Annotated in this window: 19 protein-coding genes and 2 pseudogenes; 3 read left to right on the top strand and 18 right to left on the bottom strand. The window is 71.8% G+C overall.

The genetic code is table 11. The annotated features are described in order from the left end of the window. Window positions 1-95: 95 nt before the first annotated feature. The 8 genes and pseudogenes from AGRA3207_RS23440 to AGRA3207_RS23405 all read right to left on the bottom strand — a co-directional run. Window positions 96-236: pseudogene (locus AGRA3207_RS23440) on the bottom strand (aspartate 1-decarboxylase); the annotation flags it as partial. After that, window positions 237-1,118 carry a pantoate--beta-alanine ligase gene (gene panC / locus AGRA3207_RS23435; RefSeq protein WP_231329196.1) on the bottom strand — a complete coding sequence of 294 codons (882 nt, stop codon included), beginning with the start codon at window positions 1,116-1,118 and terminating at the stop codon, window positions 237-239. It lies immediately after the preceding pseudogene. Window positions 1,119-1,150: 32 nt separating this feature from the next. Beyond that, window positions 1,151-2,092, bottom strand: coding sequence for a Rossmann-like and DUF2520 domain-containing protein (locus AGRA3207_RS23430; RefSeq protein ID WP_231329195.1), 942 nt, complete (start codon window positions 2,090-2,092; stop codon window positions 1,151-1,153). A 538-nt stretch (window positions 2,093-2,630) separates the two neighbouring features. Continuing rightward, window positions 2,631-5,165 carry an ABC transporter permease gene (locus AGRA3207_RS23425; protein ID WP_231336353.1) on the bottom strand — a complete coding sequence of 845 codons (2,535 nt, stop codon included), beginning with the start codon at window positions 5,163-5,165 and terminating at the stop codon, window positions 2,631-2,633. Then, window positions 5,165-5,875, bottom strand: a complete 711-nt coding sequence (locus tag AGRA3207_RS23420) for an ABC transporter ATP-binding protein (RefSeq protein WP_231336352.1) — start codon at window positions 5,873-5,875, stop codon at window positions 5,165-5,167. Before AGRA3207_RS23420 ends, AGRA3207_RS23425 begins: the two co-directional genes overlap by 1 nt. A gap of 433 nt (window positions 5,876-6,308) precedes the next feature. Then, entirely contained in the window at window positions 6,309-6,620 is a 312-nt protein-coding gene (locus tag AGRA3207_RS23415) for a chaplin family protein (RefSeq protein ID WP_231329194.1), read from the bottom strand. Between the two features lie 164 nt (window positions 6,621-6,784). Further along, the gene (locus tag AGRA3207_RS23410) at window positions 6,785-7,462 is read right to left on the bottom strand and encodes a response regulator transcription factor (RefSeq protein WP_231336351.1); all 678 of its coding nucleotides are present in this window, start codon (window positions 7,460-7,462) and stop codon (window positions 6,785-6,787) included. 158 nt (window positions 7,463-7,620) lie between these two features. Next, window positions 7,621-8,790, bottom strand: coding sequence for a sensor histidine kinase (locus tag AGRA3207_RS23405; protein ID WP_231329193.1), 1,170 nt, complete (start codon window positions 8,788-8,790; stop codon window positions 7,621-7,623). 110 nt (window positions 8,791-8,900) lie between these two features. Here AGRA3207_RS23405 and AGRA3207_RS23400 point away from each other — a divergent pair, with 110 nt between their 5' ends. Beyond that, the gene (locus tag AGRA3207_RS23400; protein WP_231329192.1) at window positions 8,901-9,914 is read left to right on the top strand and encodes an SAM-dependent methyltransferase; all 1,014 of its coding nucleotides are present in this window, start codon (window positions 8,901-8,903) and stop codon (window positions 9,912-9,914) included. 8 nt (window positions 9,915-9,922) lie between these two features. Here AGRA3207_RS23400 and AGRA3207_RS23395 read toward each other — a convergent pair whose 3' ends face one another. After that, a complete protein-coding gene (locus tag AGRA3207_RS23395; protein WP_231329191.1) occupies window positions 9,923-11,092 on the bottom strand; it encodes a cytochrome P450 in 1,170 nt (389 codons plus the stop codon). A 2,087-nt stretch (window positions 11,093-13,179) separates the two neighbouring features. Next, a complete protein-coding gene (locus AGRA3207_RS23390) occupies window positions 13,180-13,626 on the bottom strand; it encodes a MarR family transcriptional regulator (RefSeq protein WP_231329190.1) in 447 nt (148 codons plus the stop codon). A 144-nt stretch (window positions 13,627-13,770) separates the two neighbouring features. Between AGRA3207_RS23390 and AGRA3207_RS23385 the strand changes: the two genes are divergently transcribed. Beyond that, the gene (locus tag AGRA3207_RS23385) at window positions 13,771-14,700 is read left to right on the top strand and encodes an alpha/beta fold hydrolase (protein ID WP_231329189.1); all 930 of its coding nucleotides are present in this window, start codon (window positions 13,771-13,773) and stop codon (window positions 14,698-14,700) included. Between the two features lie 18 nt (window positions 14,701-14,718). Here AGRA3207_RS23385 and AGRA3207_RS23380 read toward each other — a convergent pair whose 3' ends face one another. From AGRA3207_RS23380 to AGRA3207_RS23370, 3 genes and pseudogenes are all read right to left on the bottom strand, one after another. Continuing rightward, window positions 14,719-15,522 (bottom strand): PH domain-containing protein, encoded by an 804-nt coding sequence (locus AGRA3207_RS23380; RefSeq protein ID WP_231329188.1) that lies wholly within the window; start codon window positions 15,520-15,522, stop codon window positions 14,719-14,721. 115 nt (window positions 15,523-15,637) lie between these two features. After that, window positions 15,638-15,850: pseudogene (locus AGRA3207_RS23375) on the bottom strand (PH domain-containing protein); the annotation flags it as partial. A gap of 545 nt (window positions 15,851-16,395) precedes the next feature. After that, a complete protein-coding gene (locus tag AGRA3207_RS23370; protein WP_231329187.1) occupies window positions 16,396-16,914 on the bottom strand; it encodes a PH domain-containing protein in 519 nt (172 codons plus the stop codon). Between the two features lie 253 nt (window positions 16,915-17,167). Between AGRA3207_RS23370 and AGRA3207_RS23365 the strand changes: the two genes are divergently transcribed. Beyond that, a complete protein-coding gene (locus AGRA3207_RS23365) occupies window positions 17,168-18,316 on the top strand; it encodes an NADH-quinone oxidoreductase subunit D (RefSeq protein WP_231329186.1) in 1,149 nt (382 codons plus the stop codon). A 27-nt stretch (window positions 18,317-18,343) separates the two neighbouring features. On the opposite strand, the gene AGRA3207_RS23360 is transcribed toward AGRA3207_RS23365, so the two are convergent. Genes AGRA3207_RS23360 through folP form a run of 5 tightly spaced genes read right to left on the bottom strand, consistent with a single transcriptional unit; the run spans window position 18,344 to window position 21,129 of the window. Further along, entirely contained in the window at window positions 18,344-18,817 is a 474-nt protein-coding gene (locus AGRA3207_RS23360; RefSeq protein WP_231329185.1) for a DUF3180 domain-containing protein, read from the bottom strand. Then, window positions 18,814-19,401 carry a 2-amino-4-hydroxy-6-hydroxymethyldihydropteridine diphosphokinase gene (gene folK / locus AGRA3207_RS23355; protein WP_231329184.1) on the bottom strand — a complete coding sequence of 196 codons (588 nt, stop codon included), beginning with the start codon at window positions 19,399-19,401 and terminating at the stop codon, window positions 18,814-18,816. The genes AGRA3207_RS23360 and folK overlap by 4 nt, the downstream gene beginning before the upstream one ends. Then, window positions 19,398-19,763 (bottom strand): dihydroneopterin aldolase, encoded by a 366-nt coding sequence (gene folB / locus AGRA3207_RS23350; RefSeq protein WP_231329183.1) that lies wholly within the window; start codon window positions 19,761-19,763, stop codon window positions 19,398-19,400. Before folB ends, folK begins: the two co-directional genes overlap by 4 nt. Next, the gene (locus AGRA3207_RS23345) at window positions 19,760-20,197 is read right to left on the bottom strand and encodes a nuclear transport factor 2 family protein (protein WP_231329182.1); all 438 of its coding nucleotides are present in this window, start codon (window positions 20,195-20,197) and stop codon (window positions 19,760-19,762) included. The genes folB and AGRA3207_RS23345 overlap by 4 nt, the downstream gene beginning before the upstream one ends. After that, window positions 20,194-21,129 carry a dihydropteroate synthase gene (gene folP, locus AGRA3207_RS23340; protein WP_231329181.1) on the bottom strand — a complete coding sequence of 312 codons (936 nt, stop codon included), beginning with the start codon at window positions 21,127-21,129 and terminating at the stop codon, window positions 20,194-20,196. Before folP ends, AGRA3207_RS23345 begins: the two co-directional genes overlap by 4 nt. Window positions 21,130-21,172 lie beyond the last annotated feature (43 nt).

The following is a 21,172-nucleotide window of genomic DNA, read 5'->3' as shown; positions in this document are numbered from 1 at the left end:
TCTCGTCATTGTGACACTAACCCCGGAAAGGTCCCATGGGCGGCCCCGGTTTCGGACATAAGTCACATTTAAGAAACCTGGGCGGCGGATCAGCGGACCACGTGCACCTGCTCGCCGGGCAGCAGGTCGGCGGCGTCCATCAGGTCCTGGTCGACGGTGAGCGACCCGACGTAGTGCGGGTCCGCCTGTGTGACCGTCGCCCGGTGGATCTTGGATTTGAACATCGTCCGGAACATTCAGCGCTCCTTCGGGCCGTCGAGCCGCAGGGGGACGTTGTCGATCAAATGGGTCGTCCCGACCCGGCCCGCCACGGCGAGCACGGCCGGGCCGTCGTGCGGGCCCATGACCTCGACGAACGTCGCGGGGTCCACGAGGGCGAGGTAGTCGAGCGCGAGCGGCGGCTCGGCGGCGGCGGCCTCGTCGAGGACGGCGCGGGCCGCCTCCCGGACCGCGTCCGGGCCGTCCCCGGCGGCCGCCTCGCCCGCCCGCAGCGCCCGCGACAGCGCGAGGGCCGTGCCGCGCTCCTCCGCCGACAGGTACCGGTTGCGGCTCGACAGGGCCAGCCCGTCCGGCTCCCGGACGGTCGGGACCCCCGCGATCTCCACCGGCACGTTCAGGTCGGCGACCATCCGGCGGATCATCGCGAGCTGCTGCGCGTCCTTCTGCCCGAAGACCGCGACGTCGGGGCGCACCAGGTTCAGCAGCTTCAGCACGACGGTGAGCATGCCGTCGAAATGACCGGGCCGCGTCACCCCCTCCACCCGCTCGCCCATCGGCCCCGCCCTCAGCGTGACCTGCGGCTCCGCCGGGTACATCACCTCGCGGGACGGCGCGAACACGAGGTCGGCCCCTTCGTCCGCGCACATCCCGAGGTCGGCGGCGAGCGTCCGCGGGTAGCGGTCGAAGTCCTCGCCCGGCCCGAACTGGAGCGGGTTGACGAAGACGCTCACCGCGACCGCGTCGGCGCTCTCCCGCGCCCGGCGGATCAGCGCCCGGTGCCCCTCGTGCAGCGCGCCCATCGTCGGGACGAGGGCGAGGGTCCCCCGCACCGACGCCCTCGCGGCGGCCAGTTCCTCACGGGTCTCGGCGACGACGGGTCCGTTCCCGCGCTCGCTCACGCGTCCTCCCTGGTCGGTCGGGGCCGCACGGGTCAGTCGGCCAGTGCTTCGAGGAGCCGCTCGGCGTCCTCGGGCTTCAGCAGCCCGGCGCCGAGCGCACGGTCGGCGGTCAGCCGGGCCAGCGCCACGTACGCGCGGCGGCTCTCGGGCGACACCCGTCCCACCTCGGCGACATGGTCGGCGACCGTGCCCGCGTCGCCGCGCGCGACGGGCCCGGTGAGCCCGCCGATGCCGAGGCGCAGCGCGTTGTCGAGCGCCGCGCCGAGCAGCGGGCCGAGCATCCGGCCGGGCTCGGCGACGCCCGCCTCGCCCAGCAGGTCCATCGCCTCGACGACCAGCGTGACCAGGTGGTTCGCGCCGCCGGTGAGCGCCGCGTGGTAGAGCGGGCGGCGCACCTCGGTGATCCACACCGGTTCCCCGCCCATCTCCAGGACGAGCGCCTCCGCGACCGGGCGCAGCGGCTCGGGCGCGGTGACGCCGAACGAGATGCCGGTGAGCCGGTTGACGTCGTCGGGACGCCCGGTGAACGTCATCACCGGGTGGAGGGCGAGGGGCAGCGCCCCGGCGCGCGTGACCGGATCCAGGACGGACGTCCCGTACCGGCCGCTCGTGTGCAGCACCAGCTTGCCGGTGACCGCCACGCCGGCCGCGACGAGGCCGGCGGCGAGCTCGGGGAGCGCGTCGTCCGGGACGGTCAGCAGCACCAGGTCCGCGGCCGCCACCACCTCGTGGGGGGTCACGACGTCCACGCCGGGGAGGCGCTCCTCCACCCGGGACCGCGACCGCTCGGACACCGCCGCCGCGGCGACGACCCGGTGCCCGGCCTGGACGAGCGCGGCGCCGAGCGCCGTCCCGACACGTCCGGCGCCGACGACGCCGACCGACAGCCGCGCGGGCCGGTCCTCGGGGCGCTCGGTCCCGCCGTCCGGCCCGTTTCCGGGCGCGGCGGAAGCGGGCGTGGCGTGTGAGTCCATCTCTTCGTTCCAGTCCTCGATCGGGTACCGGACGTGCGCGACCCAATGTACCCGCGGGTCCTGGGCCCGGCGTCCGGCGGGGCGGGCGGTGCGCGGACAGTATCCGCGCCCGGAACACCATCACACAGCGGTGACGTTTCGACGACCCGGCGCGAGATCCACCTCTCCGGTCCCGTCACACTTCGCGGACACGGATGGTGATCGCTTGCGGATCGCCGAAAGACCAGCGTACTTCTGGATTGTGACGGTGCGATCACACAGGGTGTTCGAGATAGAGAGGTGCACAGGCCGCCACGCCACGGCGGAAGGCCCCACGGCGAGGGACCGGACCCGCCCTCGCCGTACTGGGGGCCGTCCGCATCCCCCTCCGCCCCACCGCGGCGAGTCGTCACCGCGGTGGGGCGGAGCCGCCCGCCGCCGTCCGCCGCCCGCCCCCGGGGGACGGCGGAGGGGGACGCGTCCCATCCCCCGTCGTTCACACAACGTGAGGACGTGACCCCGGCGGACGGCCGACGGCAGGTGGCCGATCGGCGGGGGCTCAGTCGGTGGCCAGCGACTCGACGATCGACGCCTTGGCGGCGCGGCGGGCGGGCATGACCGCCGCGACCATCCCGGCGGCGCCGGCGAGCGCCACGAAACCGGCGACCTGGAGGTAGGGCAGTGCGAAGACGGACGTGTCGGACATGGCATGGGTGGCCGCCCAGCCGAACGCGATCCCGAGCACCACCCCGGTGGACGCGCCGATCACGGCCATGACCAGCGCCTCGACCGACAGCATCCGGCGGAGCTGGCGCTTGGTGAGGCCGAGCGCCCGCAGCAGGGCCGACTCGCGCGTCCGCTCCACGACCGAGAGCGTCAGCGTGTTGGCGATGCCGAACAGCGCGATGACGATCGCGAGGCCGAGCAGCCCACCGAAGATCATCAGCATCGTGTCGATGGCGTTGCCGATGCTCTCCTCGACCTCCGCGGTCGAGAACACCTTCGCCGTCGGATACGGCCGCGCCGCGTTCTCGACGACCCTGCGCGCGGTGTCCGCGGGCACGCCGTCGCGGTCCTTGACGTAGATGGTCGACTCGTCCGGCGCGCCGAAGTAGCGCCTGAAGTCCGCCTCCGGCACCAGGACCTCGCCCACCGGCGCCGGGGTGGTGAACACGGCGGCGATCTTCACCGGGGCGTTCCCGCGCGCGGTCTTCACCTGGACGGTCGCTCCGGGCTTCAACCCGCCCTGGGCCGCGAACCCCTTCTCCACGACCGCGGTCCCCGGTGTGAGCCCGCCCGGCCGGAGCGCCGCCGCCGGGCCGTCCACGAGGCGGGGCTTGAGGACGGTCCCGAGCGCCGGCCCGGTCAGGCTGCCGACCTCGGTCTTGGTGCCGCCGACCTGCGTGTCCTTCCCGAGCAGTTCGAAGACGAGGGAGAACTCCTTGCGTCCACGCAAAGCTTCGGTGAGCTCGTGCGGCGTGACACCCTCGGCCTTCCCGTTGCGCGCCTGGACCTGGAACTCCACCGGGTACTGCTCCTCCAGGCTCGCCGCCGAGGTCGCCTTGCCGCTGGCGGCGATCACCGCGAACAGGCTCATCAGGCCGACGCCCACCGTCAGCGCGATCGTCGTGGTGGCGGTGCGGCGCGGTGTGCGGCGCGCGTTCTCCACCGCCAGCCGTCCCGGCACCCCGCCCAGCCGCGCCGGGACGGCCCCGGCGACGCGTCCGAACGGCCGCACCAGGGCGGGCATCCCCGCGATCACGGCGAGGAAGAACACCCCGCCCGCGAGCGCGACGGTGTACATCGCTCCCGTGCCCTTCGGCATCTGGAACGTCCCGAGCAGCCCGAGCGCCACCCCGGCCAGGGCGAGCAGGACGGTCAGCGCCGTCCGGACGACCCCCAGCCGGAACCGCCCGCCGCCCGGCTCCAGCTCGGAGCGCAGCGCCGCGACGGGCGGGACCCGGGTGGCGGCGCGCGCGGGCAGCAGCGCGGACAGCACGGTCACGGCGACCCCGACCGCCAGCCCGATCACGACCGTGCGGCCGGCGAGGGCCAGCCCGGACACCGGCACCTGCGTGGTCAGCCGCCCGATCCCCGCGACCGCCGCCGCGCCGAGCCCGACGCCCGCGACGATGCCGAGCAGCGAGCCGACCAGCCCGACCACCGCCGACTCGGCCAGGACGCCGCCGAACACCTGCCGGCGGGTCGCGCCGACGCAGCGCAGCAGCGCCATCTCCCGCATCCGCTGCGCGATGAGGATCGAGAACGTGTTGTAGATGACGAGCGCGGAGACCAGCATCGCCACCAGGCCGAAGATCAGCAGCCCGGCCCGGATGATCTCGGTGTCGGCGCCGGCCTCCTTCGCCAGCCTCCTCGCCAGCTCGTCACCGCTGTAGACCCGGTACGACGCGCCCACCGCCGCCGCGACCGCGGCCTTGTCCGCGCCGAGGACGTCGACCTCGTGATAGTTCCTCGCACCGGTCATCGCCAGCGTCGTCGCGGCGTCGAAACCCACGGCGCCGTGCGCGTCCGCCTCCTGGTCGATGCCGAAGTCGACGATGCCGACGACCGTGAAGCGGTGCGGCCGCCCGCGGTGGTCCAGGACCGTCACCGCGTCCCCGGTCCCGTACCCCGTCCGCTCGGCGGCGCGCGTGCCCAGCACCGCCTCGGCGGCCCCGGACGGCGCGCGCCCCTTCTCGACCTCGACGCGCAGGAGCCGCCCGGCCTGCACCGAGATCCCGACGGTCGGGAAGTCGCCGACCGTCTTGCCGTTCTTGCCGACCAGCGCGGCGTCCCCGCGCACCGCGCCCTGCACCTCGGTGACCCCGGGCAGCGCCTTCACCCGGGCGAGGACGCCGGCGGGAATGCCCACCTCGTCCGAGTCGCCCCCGCCGGGCGGCGCGTCGCCCCGAGGCAGGATCGCGGCGTCCACCTTGCCCGCCGACCGCGCGAACGTCCTGGCGACCCCCTTGTCCATCGTGTCGGTCAGGACGAACGTGCCCGAGATGAACCCCACGCCGAGGGTGATGGCCACGGCGGTCAGCAGCAGGCGCAGCTTGTGCGCGAGCAGGCCCGCCAGCGTCGTCCTCAGCATCACGCCCCCAGGCTCTTGAGCCGGTCGAGCACGGTGTCCGGGGTCGGCTGGACGATCTCGGAGACGATCTCCCCGTCGCGCAGGAACACGACCCGGTCGGCGTACGAGGCGGCCACGGGGTCGTGGGTGACCATGACGATCGTCTGGCCCATCTCGCGCACGGACGCGCGCAGGAAGCCGAGCACCTCGGCGCCCGAGCGCGAGTCGAGGTTGCCGGTCGGCTCGTCCGCGAAGATCACATCGGGACGGGCGACGAGGGCCCGCGCGCACGCGACCCGCTGCTGCTGGCCGCCCGACAGCTCGCCCGGCCGGTGGCCGAGCCGGTCGCGCAGTCCCACCACGTCCACGACCTGGTCGAACCACGCCGCGTCGGCCTTGCGCCCGGCGAGGTCGAGCGGCAGCCGGATGTTCTGCTCGGCGGTCAGCGTGGGCAGCAGGTTGAACGCCTGGAAGACGAAGCCGACGCGGTCGCGGCGCAGCAGCGTCAGCCGCCGGTCGCCCAGCCCGGTGATCTCGACGTCGCCGAGCATGATCCGCCCGCCGGAGACGGTGTCCAGCCCCGCCAGGCAGTGCATCAGCGTGGACTTGCCCGACCCGGACGGCCCCATGATCGCGGTGAACACGCCGCTGACGAACCCCACGCTGACGCCGCGCAGCGCGTGCACGGCCGCGTCGCCGGACCCGTACACCTTCGACACACCGTCGGCCATGACGGCCGCGATGGGCGTGTCGGCGTTCCTGCCTGGCGGACCGGTGAACGTGCGGGTCACGGCTGCTCCTTCGTTGATGCGGACGATCGTGCTCAACGGTAGGAAGCGGCGCGTCCCCGGCCATCAGCCCCGCGGCCACGCTTCGGGTCAGCCTTCCGGCGCGCCCGTCTCATCCCGTACGACCTGAGTCGTACGAGGTCATCAGCCATCTCGCCGACTCATCCGCGAAGGCCCGTAACCGGCCGACCTGCGAGCCGACGCGGCCGGACTCGCGGCCGGACGCGCGGCCGGACACGCCGACGGACGCGCAGGCGAACGCTCGGACGGACACGCGGACGCCGGGAGCCCCAGCGGACTCCCGGCGTCCGCACCGCCGGACCCCGGGCCGCCTGAAGGCGACCCGTCACCGCCCGGCGGCGATGGTTCAGCGATTTCAGTTGCGGACGGACGCGCCGCCCTTGCAGCTCGCGCCCGCGATGCCGACGACGGCCACGGCGTTGCCGCAGACGTTGATCGGGACCGAGATCGGGACGAAGACCTGGTTGCCACCCAGGATCGAGAAATTGCCACTGGTGTGGTTGTTGGAGAAGTGGCCGTCGTGTCCGTGGCCGTGTCCGTGGCCGTGGCCGTGCCCATGGCCGTAGCCGTGGTCGTGGTCGCCGCCGGCGTAGGCCGGGGCCGCGGTGAGGGCGGAGCCGGCGACGGCCAGGCCCAGGATGCCGCTGGCGGCAAGCTTCTTGATCACGAGAATCCTCCCGTACGTCGGGTTGTGCAGTGGACCCGTTGACAGTGCCGACACCCTCCGGACGGAGGGCATCGCGTACGGTAGTTACCCAGCTACTTTCCACTACAGAACTAGAACTCCCCAAGACAGCGGCAAATGGTGATCAAGGGGTGGCGGCGACAGGGCTAGTCGCCTCTCTGGCCGCTCTTGACCAGACCCGTCTCGTAGGCGAAGACGACCGCCTGCACCCGATCGCGCAGGCCCAGCTTCATCAGGATCCGCCCCATGTGCGTCTTCACGGTCGCCTCCGACACGTACAGCCGCTCGGCGATCTCCGCGTTGGACATCCCGCGCGCCACCAGCCCCAGGACCTCGTTCTCCCGGTCGGTGAGGCTCTCCAGCGCGCCGAGCGCCTTGTCCTCGGCGTCCGGGAGGTGCAGCGCGAAACGGTCCAGCAGCCGCTTGGTCGTGCTCGGCGCCACCACCGCGTCCCCCGAGTGCACCGACTTGATCGCCTCGATCAGCTGGGCCGGGCCCGCGTCCTTCAGCAGGAACCCGCCCGCCCCGGCCTTGATCGCGGCGAACGCGTACTCGTCCAGGTCGAACGTCGTCAGGATGATCACCTTCGGCCCGGACGCGGCGACGACGCGCCGGGTCGCCTCGATGCCGTCCATCCGCGGCATCCGCACGTCCATGAGGACGACGTCGGCCCGCGTCGTGCGGAGCAGGTCCAGCACCTGCCGCCCGTCGGCGGCCTCACCGACGACGTCGATGTCGGGCTGCGCGTCCAGGACCATCCGGAACCCGGCCCGCACCAGCGCCTGGTCATCGACCAGCACGACCCGGATCGGCGCCTCGTCCATCTCGTCCACCCTGCCTCCTAGAGAACCGACATCGTCGACAAGCCCTACCATTTCGCGCCCCGCCCCACAGGCCGTCCGGTGAACCCGCCGAGCCCACGCCCGGCCTCCGGCCCCGCACGCGCCTCACGCCCGGCACGCCCGGCCCCGCCCGGCGCGCCTCACCCGGCCATGCGGCCGTCCTCGCGGACCGGGATCCGCGCGACCACCTCGAACCCGCCCCCGGGACGCGGCGACGCCCGGACGCTGCCCCCGTACACGGCCGCCCGCTCCCGCATCCCCACGAGCCCGTGCCCTCGGCCGTCGTCGGCGGCCGCCGCGCCCCGGCCGTCGTCCACGACCCGCACCACCACCGCGTCGCCCGCGTAGCACAGCCGGACGTCCGCCGAGACCCGCAGGCCACCGTGCTTGAGCGTGTTGGTCAGCGCCTCCTGGACGATCCGGAACACCGTGAGCTGCCGTCCCTCCGACATCGACGCCGGCGTGCCGTCCACCTCGAACGTCACCGCCAGCCCCGACGCGCGGACCTGCTCCACCAGGTCGTCCAGCTGCGCGACGCCGGGCTGCGGCGCGTACACCCCCACGTCGTCGCTCTCCCTCAGCACGCCGAGCAGCCGCCTCATCTCCGCCAGCGCCAGCCGCCCGGTCGAGGAGATCGTCTCCAGCGCCTGGCGCGCCCGCCGGGCGTCGGTGTCGATCGCGTAGGACGCCCCGTCGGCCTGCACCACGATCACGCTGACGTTGTGCGCGATGACGTCGTGCAGCTCACGCGCGATCCGGGCCCGCTCGGCGGACATCGCCATCTGGACCTCGGCGTCCCGCTCCCGCTCCAGCCGCTCGGCGCGCTCCTCCACCGACCGCAGGTAGGCGCGGCGCGTCCGCATGTGCAGGCCGAGGATCCACACCCCCGCCACCAGCACCGACAGCACGAGGAACGTGGTCTTCCTGCCGTCGCCGTTGTAGGAGTACCGGACGGTCGCCAGGCACGCGCCCACCTCCGCCACCAGCGCCGAGGCCAGCCCCCACCGGAACGTGCACCCGGCCGCGACCGTGTAGACGCCGATCAGAACCGCGATGTTCGCCGGGACGATCCGGAAATCCGCGACACACTGGGCGAACGAGATCAGCGCGACCGCCGCGAAGACCGTCCGGGGGAACATCCGGCGCACGATCAGCGGCGCCAGCAGCGCGGCCGTCACCAGCCAGACCGCGACACGGTCGGAGCCGCCGTTGACCAGCTCCGGGAGCGACAGGAGCATGACCGTCCCGACGAGGAACGCATCGACCAGCGGCTTCTTGCCCCGCAGCCACTCCCAGTAGGTCCCGACCATGCCGACAGGGTATGTAGCCGCAGGTCAGCCTCGGATCAGCCGCAAGTCGGAACCGGCTCCCCCGCAGGGATGGCCCGCCCGGGACCGCCACGCACGGTAACGTCGCACGAATGGCTGGGTCGGTGATCGAATGGCTGACATGGCGCACCGCGATGGAGCGGGCGCTGTACGGGGAGGGCGGCTTCTACCGCCGCGGCGAGCGCCCCTCGGAGCACTTCCGCACCTCCGTGCACGCCTCCCCCCGCTTCGCCACGGCGGTCGCCCGGCTGCTGGCCGAGGTCGACACCGCGCTCGGCCGCCCGGACCGCCTCGACCTCGTGGACGTGGGCGCCGGCTCGGGACGGCTCCTCGCCAACGTTCTGGCCTGCCTTCCACCCGACCTCGCCGAACGGCTCACACCCACCGCCGTCGAGATCGCGCCCCGTCCCCCCGGCCTTCCCGCCGGGATCACCTGGCGGCCGGACCTGCCCCCGGAGATCACCGGCCTCGCGGTCGCCAACGAGTGGCTCGACAACATCCCGCTGGACGTGGCCGAGCAGACACCGGACGGCATCCGGACCGTCCTCGTGGACCCGTCCAGCGGAACCGAACGCACCGGCCCCGAACCCACCGGCCAAGACCGCGAATGGCTGGAACGCTGGTGGCCCTTGCACGAACCAGGCGACCGCGCCGAGATCGGCCATCCACGCTGCGCCGCATGGGCATCGGTCGTGAAACGGGTTCAAAGCGGCCTCGCCGTGGCCGTGGACTACTCGCACGGCCGCGACTCCCGCCCGCAGTCCGGGACGCTGACCGGCTACCGCGACGGCTCGACCGTCCCCGCCGTCCCGGACGGTTCATGCGACGTCACCGCCCACGTCGCCCTCGACGCCTGCGCCGAGGCCGGTGAACGCGCGGGCGCCACGTCCAGCGTGCTCACCACACAGCGCACCGCCCTGCGCGCCCTCGGCCTCTCGGGCGCACGCCCGCCGATCGGCCTCGCCCACAGCGATCCCCGCGCCTACCTCACCGCCCTCTGCCAGGCCGGCGAGGACGCCGAGCTGACCGACCCCTCCGGCCTGGGCGGGTTCGGCTGGCTGGCCCAGGCCGTCGCCGTCCCCCTGCCCGCCTCCCTGGCGACCTGACCAGGGCGTCACCTTTCGACGTACAGGGCCTCCAAGCCGCGCAGGACGAATCCCGGCTTCCACTTCGGCTCGCTGACCAGCCGCAGGTCAGGCGCCGACCGCAGGACCGCGCCATACGACTCGGCCAGCTCGATCCGCCCCAGCGGCGCGCCCAGGCAGTAGTGGATCCCGAGGCCGAACGTGATGTGGGGATTCGGATCCCGGCCGAGGTCGAGCCGGTCGGGATCGGCGAACATCTCCGGATCCCGGTTGGCGGAGGCGAACTGCAACGCGACCTCGGCGCCGCGCGGGATATCGACCCCTCCGACCGTGATGTCCTCCAGCACCCAGCGCTCGAACATCGGCGCCGGAGTGTCGTACCGCAGCAACTCCTCGACGGCCGTCGGGACGAGCGAGGGATCGGCCCGCAGCCGCTCCAGCTCCTCCGGATGACGGAACAGCGCCCACCAGCCGTTGCCGGTCGAGTTGACCGTGGCCTCATGCCCCGCGTTGAGCAGCAGGACGCATGTGCCGATCAGCTCGTCCTCGGTGAGCCGGTCCCCATCGTCGACGACCTGCGCGAGCGCACTGATGAGATCGTCGCGCGGCTCGTCCCGCCGCGAACGCGACAGCTCGCGCAGGTACCCGGAGAACTCGGCGGCGGCCCGGACGGCCTTCCGCTGCACCTCCTCGGCCGGGTTCAACTCGTACATGCCGCAGATGTCGGCCGACCAGGGCCGCAGCAGACGCCGATCCTCCACCGGCACCCCGAGCATCTCCGCGATCACGTTCACCGGCAGCGGCTCGGCGACCTCGGCGAGCAGGTCGCCGCCCCCGGCGGCCGCCAACTCCCCCGCCAGTTCCCCGGCGAGCCGCCGGATCATCGGCCGCAGCCCCTCGACCATCCGCGCCGTGAACGCCTTGGACACCAGCCGCCGCAACCGGGTGTGCGTGGGCGGCTCCATGTCGAGCATCCCCGCCCGGATCAGGTCCCAGAACGGCTTCAGGAACTCCGCCTCCGGCTCCTGCCCGAACTCCTCATGGCCTGCGACGTGCAGGTACGTCCGCCCGAGCCGCCTGTCCCGCAGCAGCGCGTTCACGTCCTCGTACCGGCTGATCACCCACTGCCCCGTGGCCTCGTCCAGGTAGACGGGCCGCTCCCGGCGCAACCACTCGAACGCCGGATAAGGATCCGCCACAAACTCAGGCGACCAAGGGTCATAGACCATTTCACTCATGCCCCGACGATAAGCCCCGAACCCCTCCTACGCCCCTACCCAAACCCGTCACTCCCTTCCCCAGCTCGCAAGTCGTCGATCACCCGCCCCGTCCGCAATTCCCCAGGCTCGAACCTCTCTCGACAAGCCCTCACACCCAGAAACACCCCTCATACCCCACCCCAACAACAGAACCGCCACCTCTCCCCCACTCCCATCCACACCCCGCTCGCACAGACCAGAAAAACCCCACTGATCAGTAACCCCCACCCCACCGAGTGCCACCCCGGACCACAGCCCGCGAACCACCCGGCCACACACCTTGCCCCACACCCCCCGCCCAGCACCCACCACACCGCGGACGGCCGACGGCCCGACGGCGGACCAACCGCAACGCAAGCGAACGACGAACACCGCACCAACCACGACAGACGTAGACAACGGACCCGCACCACACCGAAGCCACGAGTTGACATGCAGCGCGGGCTAGCCAGACCGCACCCAAACGGCGGACGCCCAACCACCAGGACACGAAGGGCGGACGGCACCGTAGGCGTCGCACCAGCCGAAATGCACGTCAGGGCGGACAGCGAAGGACCGCAAAGCCCAAAACCGCCGGTGCCACACCTGCCGAAACGCAGCAGAACGACGGACACCACAGCAACCAAGCGACACGAAACGGCAGACGCCAAAGCAACCCACATGCACGTCACACCGGACAACCAAGGAACAACGCGCATGACGGCGTGCGCCCTGGCCGGAGAACACAGGTAGACGATGGACGCAGCACCACTCGGAACGCACGCAACAGCGGTTGCTGTGCCTGACGCAACGCACGTGACACCGGACGAGAGGAAACCGGACGCGCATCCCGACGGGTGCCGGACCACCTGGAGCGCAGGCGAACAACGGACGGCGGACCAAGGGCGCCGAGTCAACTGGAGCGCAGGCGGACAGAACACAGCGGACGGCGGACAGCGGGCGACGGGCAGCGGACAGGGGACGGCCGACGGCGGGCGGCGGGCGGCGGACGGCGGACGGCGGACGGCGGACGGCCGACGGCGGGCGACGGGCGGCGGACAGCGGGCAGCGGACGGCCGACGGCGGACAGCGGACGGCCGACGGCGGGCGACGGGCAGCGGACAGCGGACGGCGGACAGCGGACGGCCGACGGCGGACAGCGGACGGCCGACGGCGGGCGACGGGCAGCGGGCAGCGGGCAGCGGACGGCCGACGGCGGACAGCGGACGGCCGACGGCGGGCGACGGGCAGCGGACGACGCGCAGCAGACGACGGGCAGCACACAACGCGCAGCGGACGACAGACGGCGGGCAGACAACGGGCAGCGGACAGCGCACAGCAGACAGCGGACGGCGGGCGCCGACGGCGCACAGCGGACAGCGGACAGCAGGCGACGGGCAGACAACGGGCAGCGGACGGCCGACGGCGGACAGCGGACGGCCGACGGCGGGCGACGGGCAGCGGACGACGCGCAGCAGACGACGGGCAGCACACAACGCGCAGCGGACGACAGACGGCGGGCAGACAACGGGCAGCGGACAGCGCCTAGCAGACAGCGGACGGCGGGCGCCGACGGCGGACAGCGGACAGCGGACGGCGGGGGCAGGCAGCAGACGGCGGGGGCGGCAGACGGGGGGCGGGAGGCGGCACACGGGCGGCGGGAGGCGGGGCGGCGGACAAACGAGAACTCACACAAGGGACGCCTCACCAGTCGGGGCGCATGCAACGGCAAGTGCTGTGCGTCGCGAAACGCACGTGATAGCGGACGGCGGGGAACCGAAGGTACATGCTGGCGGGCGCCGGACCGACCGGAGCGCAGGAGGGCAGGAGGGCAGCAAACGGCGGATCAGGCGGATCAGGGCCGCCGGTCGCGGTTCGTGTGCACGCTCACGCGGGTGGGCGGTGAGGCGGAGTCGGTGGAGTTCCTGGGTGCGTATCGGTGGGCGCACCGGGTCACCAGCTGATCGCGTCCGCTCGTCCGACCGCATCATCGCCGTGCCCGGATCAGGCGAATCAGCAAATCAGGCAGATCAGGCGGATCAGGCGGATCAGCTGGAGCGTAGGTTGACTACGGACGCCGGGGTCAGGTGACGCGACAGGACCTCCAGAGCCGTCGTCACCTCTTCTAGGTGCTCCCGACCACCGAGGACAGCCGTCAGCGCGGTGTCGATGCTGGTGGCCCGTACTTCTGCCACCCTCTCCGACGGCTCGTCCGCCTTGCGCACCAGGGAGCGTCGGCGATCGCCCGGATCCGGCGTGGTCACTACCGATCCCGCCTCTCTGAGCCGCGCGACCGCAGTGGAGACCTGGCTCTGCGGCAGTCCGGTGCGCTCGGCGATCTCGCCGACGGCGCTGTCGGGGTGCATGACGATGTCGCTTAGCACGATCAGGACCGCGCGCGTCCCGCCGCGCTTTTCGCCGTGCACCATCGGCATGGCCTCCTCCCCGACCTTCATCAGGGTCCGCCCCAGCAGGAACAGCTCGACTCCGTTCACACTCCCAACTTACATCGCCCTAGATGCATCTAGATTAATACATCTATTCGGATGCTTTAGGCTGGGGCCACCCGAACACCAGCGGCCCACCCATGGGCACGAGCGGCTTCACCCAGCAAGCGGAATGAAGAGGGCGGGAACACGATGACCATCAGATCCGCGACGTTGGCGGTGCCCGATGCCGAGCTGTACTACGAGGTCACGGGCGCCGGGCCCGTGCTGATGATCGGTCAGAGCGGCGAGGGCGACGCCCGGCGGACCACGGCCATGGCCGAGCGGCTGGCCGAGCACTACACCGTGGTCACCTACGACCGCCGGGGGCTTTCCCGGACGGTGGTGGCGGACCCGTCCGCGCCCGTCCCTCCCGAGACCCATGCCGAGGACCTCCATCATCTGCTCGCGGCTCTCACCGACAAGCCCGCCTTCATGCTGGGATGCAGTCTGGGTGCCCTGTACGGGCTCCATCTCGCCGTGGCTCATCCTGGGCAGCTCTCCCTTCTCATCGCTCATGATGTGGCGGCTCCCGGTCTCCTGCCTCCCGCCGACCGCGCGAGGATCGGCCGCACTCTCGCCACCGTCGAGACGACCGCGCGCGGGGGCGACTGGCGCAGGGCCATCGCCATGGTCGCGGCGGCCACCGGTCTCGATCCCGGCCGGATGAAGACCGAGTCCGGCGTCACCACCGTCGCCATGACCGACGACCGCGCCGCCAACATGACCTACTACCTCACGAACGACGTGGGCGAACTCCGCCGCAGCACCCTCGGGCCGGACGAGGTCGCCATCGCCTCCAAGGGCACGCGGATCATTTCCGCCGCCGGAGCCGACTCGAAGAACGCGTGGAATCACCAGTGCGCTGAGGTACTCGCCGCCCTTCTCGGACTCCCGCTCGTGGAGTTCCCCGGAGGCCATAACGGCAACACCGCGTTCCCTCACGCCTTCGCAGCACGCGTGCACGCCCTCCTTTCAGCAGACGACCATCGTGATCATTTGGCGGCCGGCCCGCCCTCCCCCCTCGGGCGGGCCGGCCATCTCCATGGTCGAGCGCACGGAGGTGACACAGAAGTAGAATGACGTTCTGTGGATAAAGGGTCAGCGGGCAGCCCAGTGGGTCGGGTCACCCGAGCTCCGGCGGGCGACCTGAGCCCGTCGGGCGGTCGACTCGACGATGGCGCGGGCCTCTCCGAGATCGCGGTCGGCGGCGGCCACCTGAACTGGTCCCGGAGGCGCGTCCACGTGGACGGTCGCCAGCCCGAGCAGCCTCTGGAGCGGGTTCGTCGTTAGCCGCACGCTCTGCGCGCGCGCGTGCGCGATCACGTCTGTCCGTCGGCAAGGCCAGCCATGGCGGGTCACGAACACCACGTCGTCGGTTCCCGCGCCGTCCGCGCGGTCCATCGTCATGGCCTTCGAGGAGGCGGGGACGAGCGGCACGGCGTCGATGTGGGTACCGGGGAACACCTGCGACACCAGGTGCATGGCGACCTGCCGGGGCGCCACTGGCAGGAGGGTCGAGGACAGGGCTTGGCGCTCACCCGCGTACCCGGCGACCGTCACCTCGACCCGCGCCCAGCCGAGGCCGCGCCAGATCGCCGGTTCGACGATGCTGATCGCCTGAACCCGACCGGGAGGGAGGGTCTGCATGCGGGTCTCCAGCAACCCGTACCGCAACCGGACGCCGTCCGGCGACATCGCCACCGTGAAGTTCGCGTACATCACCAGCGGTGCGATGACGGCGCGGACCAGCCCGAGCAGCGCCGGGACGGCGATGGCCAGCATGCCGCCCTCCGCATACGCCACGAGGAACACCAGCGACGCGAGGAAGAGCACCGCCGTCCCGATCACGGGCAGCCGGACGAGCAGCGATCCGAAGAGCGTGCCGAACGGGACGCGCCACATGTGCCGTTCGGGTGCTTCCGGGGTGTGGCCGGGCAACCCGGCCGCGCGCGAGGAGCTCGGCCCGCAGTTGCTGAGCGGCGTTCCGCCCGAGGTACCGCAGCGCGATCTCGCTCTGCTCGCCTCCGGCGAGTTCCACCCGCACCTCGGCGAGCGCGAAGACCCGTGTGACCAGCGGACGGACGAGGTCGATGGCCTGGACCCGCGAGAGCGGCATGCGGCGCTTGCGCTTGCGGAGCACCCCGGTCTCCACGACCAAATCGTCCCCGTCGATCCGGAAGCGCAGTCCCAGCCACGCCCATAGGCCGGAGCCCACCGCGATGATCCCCATGGGGACGCTCACGATCAGGAATCGGGCGATCACCTCGGGAGTGAGCGCGAGCGTGATGCCCTCGTCCGTCTGGGTCAGCAGCAAGGGGAAGCCGAGCAGGACGAAGTAGACGATGAGGATGAAGAACGCGCGCAGCGGTGCGGTCGCCCAGTGCAGCCGATGGGTGCCCTCGGAGAACCGCACCGGCGGCGCCTGCCCGTAGCCAGGTGGCTGGCCGTAGCCGTAAGGCGGACGAGGAGGACCGTACGGCGGCCCTGGTTGCGGCCCTGGTTGCGGCCCAGGAGGGCCGTAGGGAGGACGTGGAGGTCCATAGGGCGGCCCCGGACGACCTTGAGGCCCATACGGGCCCGGCGGCCCATACGGCCCGGGCGACCCATACGGCCCAGGAGGGCCGGGAGATCCAGGCGGACCGTGTCGACCAACAGCCGGACCGGGCCGACCATACGGTCCGGGGCCTCCCGGGTAGGGACCATAGGGCGGCCCTTGGCCACCGGGTGGTGGCGGGCCAGGCGGGCCGGGCTGACCAGGCGGGCCGTAGGGGCCGCTCATAGGCCCATGCTCCGCTCCTCACCCTTCCGGGCGAGCCGATCGCGCAGCAGGGCCGCCTCGGTGGCGGGCAGGCCCGGGATGGTCGCGTCCGTGGCGGCGGCGGCCGTGTGCATGCGGACGGTGGCGATGCCCATCCACCGTTCCAGCAGCCCGGCCGTCACGTCCACGAACTGCATCCGCCCGTACGGGACGACGATGAGCCGCTTCACGACCACACCGTGCGTCACGATGAGGTCGTCGGCGCGTTCTGCATACCCGAACGATCGGCGGTCGAGTTCGGCGACGATCCCGGTGAGAGCCACCGCGAGCACGACCGCGCCGGCCCACATGGCGATTCCCACGGTCCCTCCGCCGTTCCTCCAGACGGGGAACGCCCCCAAGGCGCCTATCGGGACGGCCCACAACACCGCCGCGAGCAGCCGGTGCCAGGTGTGGCGTTTGGAGATCGGTGACCAGTGGAGGCCATCGCCGGGCGCGAACGCCTGGTCCGCGCGGTAGACCGGCGTTGCGGACACGGCCCCGCCCTGCGGATGCGCTCCCGCGGCTTGCCCTGCCGCCGATAGGCCGCCAGGGTACGCGTGCGGCATACCGCCCTGGCCTGTCCCGGACGGCCCGGGCGGATTCACCGCACCCTGCGTTCCAGGGTGTGCGGCGGGCTCGTACGGCGGTTCGCCACGGCTCGCGTTCATCACCCCCTAGTCAACCGGAAAACGAGGACCGCTCGCCATGGCACGATGAGGCGATGATCCGAGCGGCGGAGATGCGACCATGACCACCGAGCGCATCGTTGGGATCGGTGCGGGCGCCAAGGAGCTCGCCACCGAGGACATGACCCTGAACATCGGGCCCCAGCACCCGTCCACGCACGGCGTGCTCCGGCTCCGGCTGACGCTGGACGGCGAGCGGATCTCGGCCGCCGAGCCCATCATCGGCTACATGCACCGCGGCGCGGAGAAGCTGTTCGAGGTCCGCGACTTCCGGCAGATCATCGTGCTGGCGAACCGGCACGACTGGCTGTCGGCGTTCTCGAGCGAGCTCGGTGTCGTGCTCGCGGTGGAGCGCATGCTCGGCATGGAGGTCCCCGAGCGCGCGGTCTGGGCGCGGACGTTGCTCGCCGAGCTGAACCGCGTCCTCAACCACCTCATGTTCCTGGGCTCCTATCCGCTCGAAGTGGGCGCGATCACGCCGATCTTCTACGCGTTCCGCGAACGCGAGGCGCTGCAGCGGGTGATGGAGGAGATCTCCGGCGGACGGATGCACTACATGTTCAATCGGGTGGGCGGCCTGAAGGACGAGCTGCCCGCCGGATGGACGGCAAGGGCGCGGCAGGCCGTCGCCGAAGTCCGCGCCCGGATGAGCGATATCGCGGACCTCATCATGGGCAATGAGATCTTCCGCGCGCGCACACGCGGCGTGGGAGTGCTCACCCAGGAACAGATCCTTCAGTACGGGGTGTCCGGCCCTATCGCGCGGGCGTCCGGGCTGGACCTCGACCTCCGGCGAGACGAGCCGTACCTGGCCTACGGCGAACTCGACGTGCGAGTCGTCACCCGGGCGGAGGGCGACTGCCTCGCCCGGTTCGAATGCCTGCTCGACCAGGTGTACGCGTCGCTCGACCTGGCGGACGCATGCCTGGACAGGCTCGCCGACCTTCCGCCAGGGCCCATCAACCAGCGGCTCCCCAAGGTGCTGAAGGTCCCAGAAGGCCACACCTACGCCTGGACAGAGAACCCCCTGGGCCTCAACGGGTACTACCTGGTGTCGCGGGGCGAGAAGACCCCTTGGCGCATGAAGCTCCGTTCGGCCTCGTTCAACAACATCCAGGTTCTCGCGGAGTTGCTGCCCGGCAACCTGGTCGCCGACATGATCGCGATTCTGGGCTCGATGTTCTTCGTCGTCGGCGACGTGGACAAGTAGCCACGGCGCTCCGCGGGCGCGTCCCCGTCAGGCGCGGGAGGCGCCCCGGGTGTGCTCCTCCTCGTCGGGCCCCTTGGGCACACGGCAGCTGTACTCGAGGAAGAACGCCGCGCCGACGAGGACGGCGGCGGCCAGGAACGTGCCGCCGCTGACGAAGAAGTCGTGACGGGGGGTCGGCTTGTCCAGGGAGTCGGCGAGGCTGATGGCGAACCCCGCGAAGATGCCCGCGAGGACGGCTGCCGCATGCGCGCTCGCCTTGGCCAGCGCCGCCATGCGCGCGACGACGAGGGGTTCCACCGGCTTGGTGTTCGGCTTGCGCCTGATGCGGCGCAACACGTTCACACCGGTGAAGGCTTCACCGAGGGCCAGGAGCAGCAGGGTCGGCACCGCGGTCCACGGGAGCGGCGGCAGGGAGACGTAGGCCGTCCGCAGCACCGCCCAGGTGATCACTGCGAGGACGACCACCAGCGCGATGAGGAACAGCGGCCGGGACGGTCTCATGCAGGCTGCTGCAGCGTCAGGTCGGTCCGGCGGCGCACGGCCGACGGTCCCCCTTCGGCCCGCTTGGCCTCGGCCAGGTCACCGACACGGCCATGCCCGGCCAGGAGCACGTCCGGCTCGATGTCCGCCCACGGAACGAGGACGAACGCCCGCTCGTGCGCGCGGGGGTGCGGAAGCGTCAGATCGGGGTCGTCGGACGTGATGTCCCCGAAGACCACGATGTCGATGTCGAGGGTGCGCGGTCCCCACCGGACCTCGCGTACGCGGCGCATGGAGTTCTCGATGTTGAGGACGCGTTCGAGCAGGTTCTCCGGTGGCAGCCGTGTATCGGCCACCAGGACGATGTTGAGGTAGTCGCCCTGTTCCGGGAGGGTCTCGCCGGGAGGAGCGTAGGGGGCGGTCTCGTAGACCGGCGAGAACGCCACGAACTCGAGCCCGGGCGCGTCGAACAGCGCGTCGACGGCCTCCTGGAGGTTGTCCAGGCGGTCGCCGAGGTTGCTGCCCAGTGAGAACACCACGCGATGCTGGACCAGCATGTGCCCGCCGGTCGCGGTGCGGTCGGGCATGCGGTCGGACGCTGTCATGGGCGACTCCTCCTGATCTTCACGGCCACGTCCGTGAAGGGGTGCGGCACCGGGGCGCTCGGCTTGTGGACGGTGACCTCGGCCTCCGCCACCGTCGCGTCTTCCAGACATATCTTCGCGAGCCTTTCGGCCAGCGTTTCGATCAAGTTGACGGGCTCCCCCTCGACGACCGCGACCAGCCGACCGGCCAGCGAGCCGTAGTCGACGGTACGGGAGAGGTCGTCGTCCGCCGCGGCCGGGCGGACGTCCAAGCCGAGCGAGACGTCCACCACGAACTCCTGTCCGAGCTCGCGTTCGGCGGGCAGGCAGCCGTGCCGGCCCCTGGCCCGCAGGCCGCGCAGTTCGATGCGGTCGAGAGTCATTCTTCCTCTGCCTCGGCGACGTTGAGCACAGGTGAACCATGGTGGAGCAGGAGGCGCCATTCTCCGTCCGACCGGACGAACACGTTGGTGGCCACCACACTGCCCCCTGCGAGGAACCCTGCCTCGGTGTCCTCGTCGGCGGTGAGAACGTTCTCCTTGCACGTCACCACCGCGTGATCGCCGTAAACATCGGTCTCGACATCGGTCAGGACGAACTGGATATAGGGCGTGTTGGCCATGATGAGCGCCCAGGAGCGGAGCACCTCGTCACGGCCTCTCAGCATCGTCCAGCCCGGATGCACGCAGGACACCCCCGCCGCGTACCGGCCGTCCGCCCACACCGCCGACATCCGGTCGAAGTCACCGGCTTCGAAGGCGGCGTAGAACTCTGCGTGTACCTCGTCCAGGTCGGCACGGTTCACGGCACGGCTCATCGGTCGTCGCTCCAGGAGTCGGCGCGACCGTCCGCCGCGACGGGTTCGGCTGCGTATGCGTCCGGCGCGGGCCGCTCCGGACGGGCGGCGCGCATGGCCGCGGCCACCCGGACGGCGTCGACGTTGGGCCTGACCTGGTGCACGCGCACACACCACGCCCCGCCGAACGCCGCGAGGGCCGTGGTCGCCACGGTCGCGTCGTCGCATTCCGCGAATGGACGGCGGGTCCCGTCGGGTTCCGCCAGGAGGGTCGTCAGGAAGCTCTTGCGGGACGCGCCCACGAGGATGGGATAGCCGGTGGCGGTGAAGGCGTCCAGATGCGCCAGCAGCGCCCAGTTGTGGCCTGCCTTGGGGCTCTTCGCGAAGCCCAACCCGGGGTCCAGCACGATCAGGGACGGGTCGACGCCCTCGCCCATCACGGCGTCCACGCGGTGTAGAAGCTCGTCGCGCACCTCGCGGACCACGTCGGCGTAGACGGCGCGGGTCTGCATGTCGTGGCTGTGCCCGCGCCAGTGCATCACGACGTACGGGACGCCCGCGGCCGCCACGACCCGCGGCATCTCAGGGTCCGCCAAGCCGCCGCTCACGTCGTTCACCAGCCGGGCCCCGGCCGCCAGCGCCGCCTCGGCCGCCTCGGCGCGCATGGTGTCGACACTGACGGGGACGTTCTCGGCGGTGAGCGCCTCGATGACGGGCACGACGCGGCGCAGTTCCTCCTCCAGCGACACCCTCTGTGCACCCGGCCGGGTGGATTCCCCACCCACGTCCACGATGTCGGCGCCCTCTGCGACGAGGTCGAGCCCGTGCCGGATGGCCTTCTCCGGGTCGAACCAGGTGCCACCGTCGGAGAAGGAATCGGGGGTGACGTTGACCACGCCCATGACGAGGCAGCGCCCTGGCTCGGGCAGCCCCGGAACAACGGCACTGGTCATATGACCAAGCCTATGCCTTGATCTCACCCCTCCGGGGCCCGCC

It is taken from the genome of Actinomadura graeca (assembly GCF_019175365.1).
In the GTDB taxonomy this organism is placed as follows: Bacteria; Actinomycetota; Actinomycetes; order Streptosporangiales; family Streptosporangiaceae; genus Spirillospora; species Spirillospora graeca.
Note: the sequence above shows the minus strand (reverse complement) of the source record. Positions and strands in the feature narration are given on the sequence as shown.

Coding starts and splice junctions, on each gene's coding strand:
- AGRA3207_RS23430 (WP_231329195.1), bottom strand. CDS start 2,092: ATGGACTCACACGCCACGCCCGCTTCCGCCGCGCCCGGAAACGGGCCG.
- AGRA3207_RS23425 (WP_231336353.1), bottom strand. CDS start 5,165: ATGCTGAGGACGACGCTGGCGGGCCTGCTCGCGCACAAGCTGCGCCTG.
- AGRA3207_RS23420 (WP_231336352.1), bottom strand. CDS start 5,875: ATGGCCGACGGTGTGTCGAAGGTGTACGGGTCCGGCGACGCGGCCGTG.
- AGRA3207_RS23410 (WP_231336351.1), bottom strand. CDS start 7,462: ATGGACGAGGCGCCGATCCGGGTCGTGCTGGTCGATGACCAGGCGCTG.
- AGRA3207_RS23405 (WP_231329193.1), bottom strand. CDS start 8,790: ATGGTCGGGACCTACTGGGAGTGGCTGCGGGGCAAGAAGCCGCTGGTC.
- AGRA3207_RS23400 (WP_231329192.1), top strand. CDS start 8,901: ATGGCTGGGTCGGTGATCGAATGGCTGACATGGCGCACCGCGATGGAG.
- AGRA3207_RS23385 (WP_231329189.1), top strand. CDS start 13,771: ATGACCATCAGATCCGCGACGTTGGCGGTGCCCGATGCCGAGCTGTAC.
- AGRA3207_RS23380 (WP_231329188.1), bottom strand. CDS start 15,522: ATGTGGCGCGTCCCGTTCGGCACGCTCTTCGGATCGCTGCTCGTCCGG.
- AGRA3207_RS23365 (WP_231329186.1), top strand. CDS start 17,168: ATGACCACCGAGCGCATCGTTGGGATCGGTGCGGGCGCCAAGGAGCTC.
- AGRA3207_RS23360 (WP_231329185.1), bottom strand. CDS start 18,817: ATGAGACCGTCCCGGCCGCTGTTCCTCATCGCGCTGGTGGTCGTCCTC.
- folK (WP_231329184.1), bottom strand. CDS start 19,401: ATGACAGCGTCCGACCGCATGCCCGACCGCACCGCGACCGGCGGGCAC.
- folB (WP_231329183.1), bottom strand. CDS start 19,763: ATGACTCTCGACCGCATCGAACTGCGCGGCCTGCGGGCCAGGGGCCGG.
- AGRA3207_RS23345 (WP_231329182.1), bottom strand. CDS start 20,197: ATGAGCCGTGCCGTGAACCGTGCCGACCTGGACGAGGTACACGCAGAG.
- folP (WP_231329181.1), bottom strand. CDS start 21,129: ATGACCAGTGCCGTTGTTCCGGGGCTGCCCGAGCCAGGGCGCTGCCTC.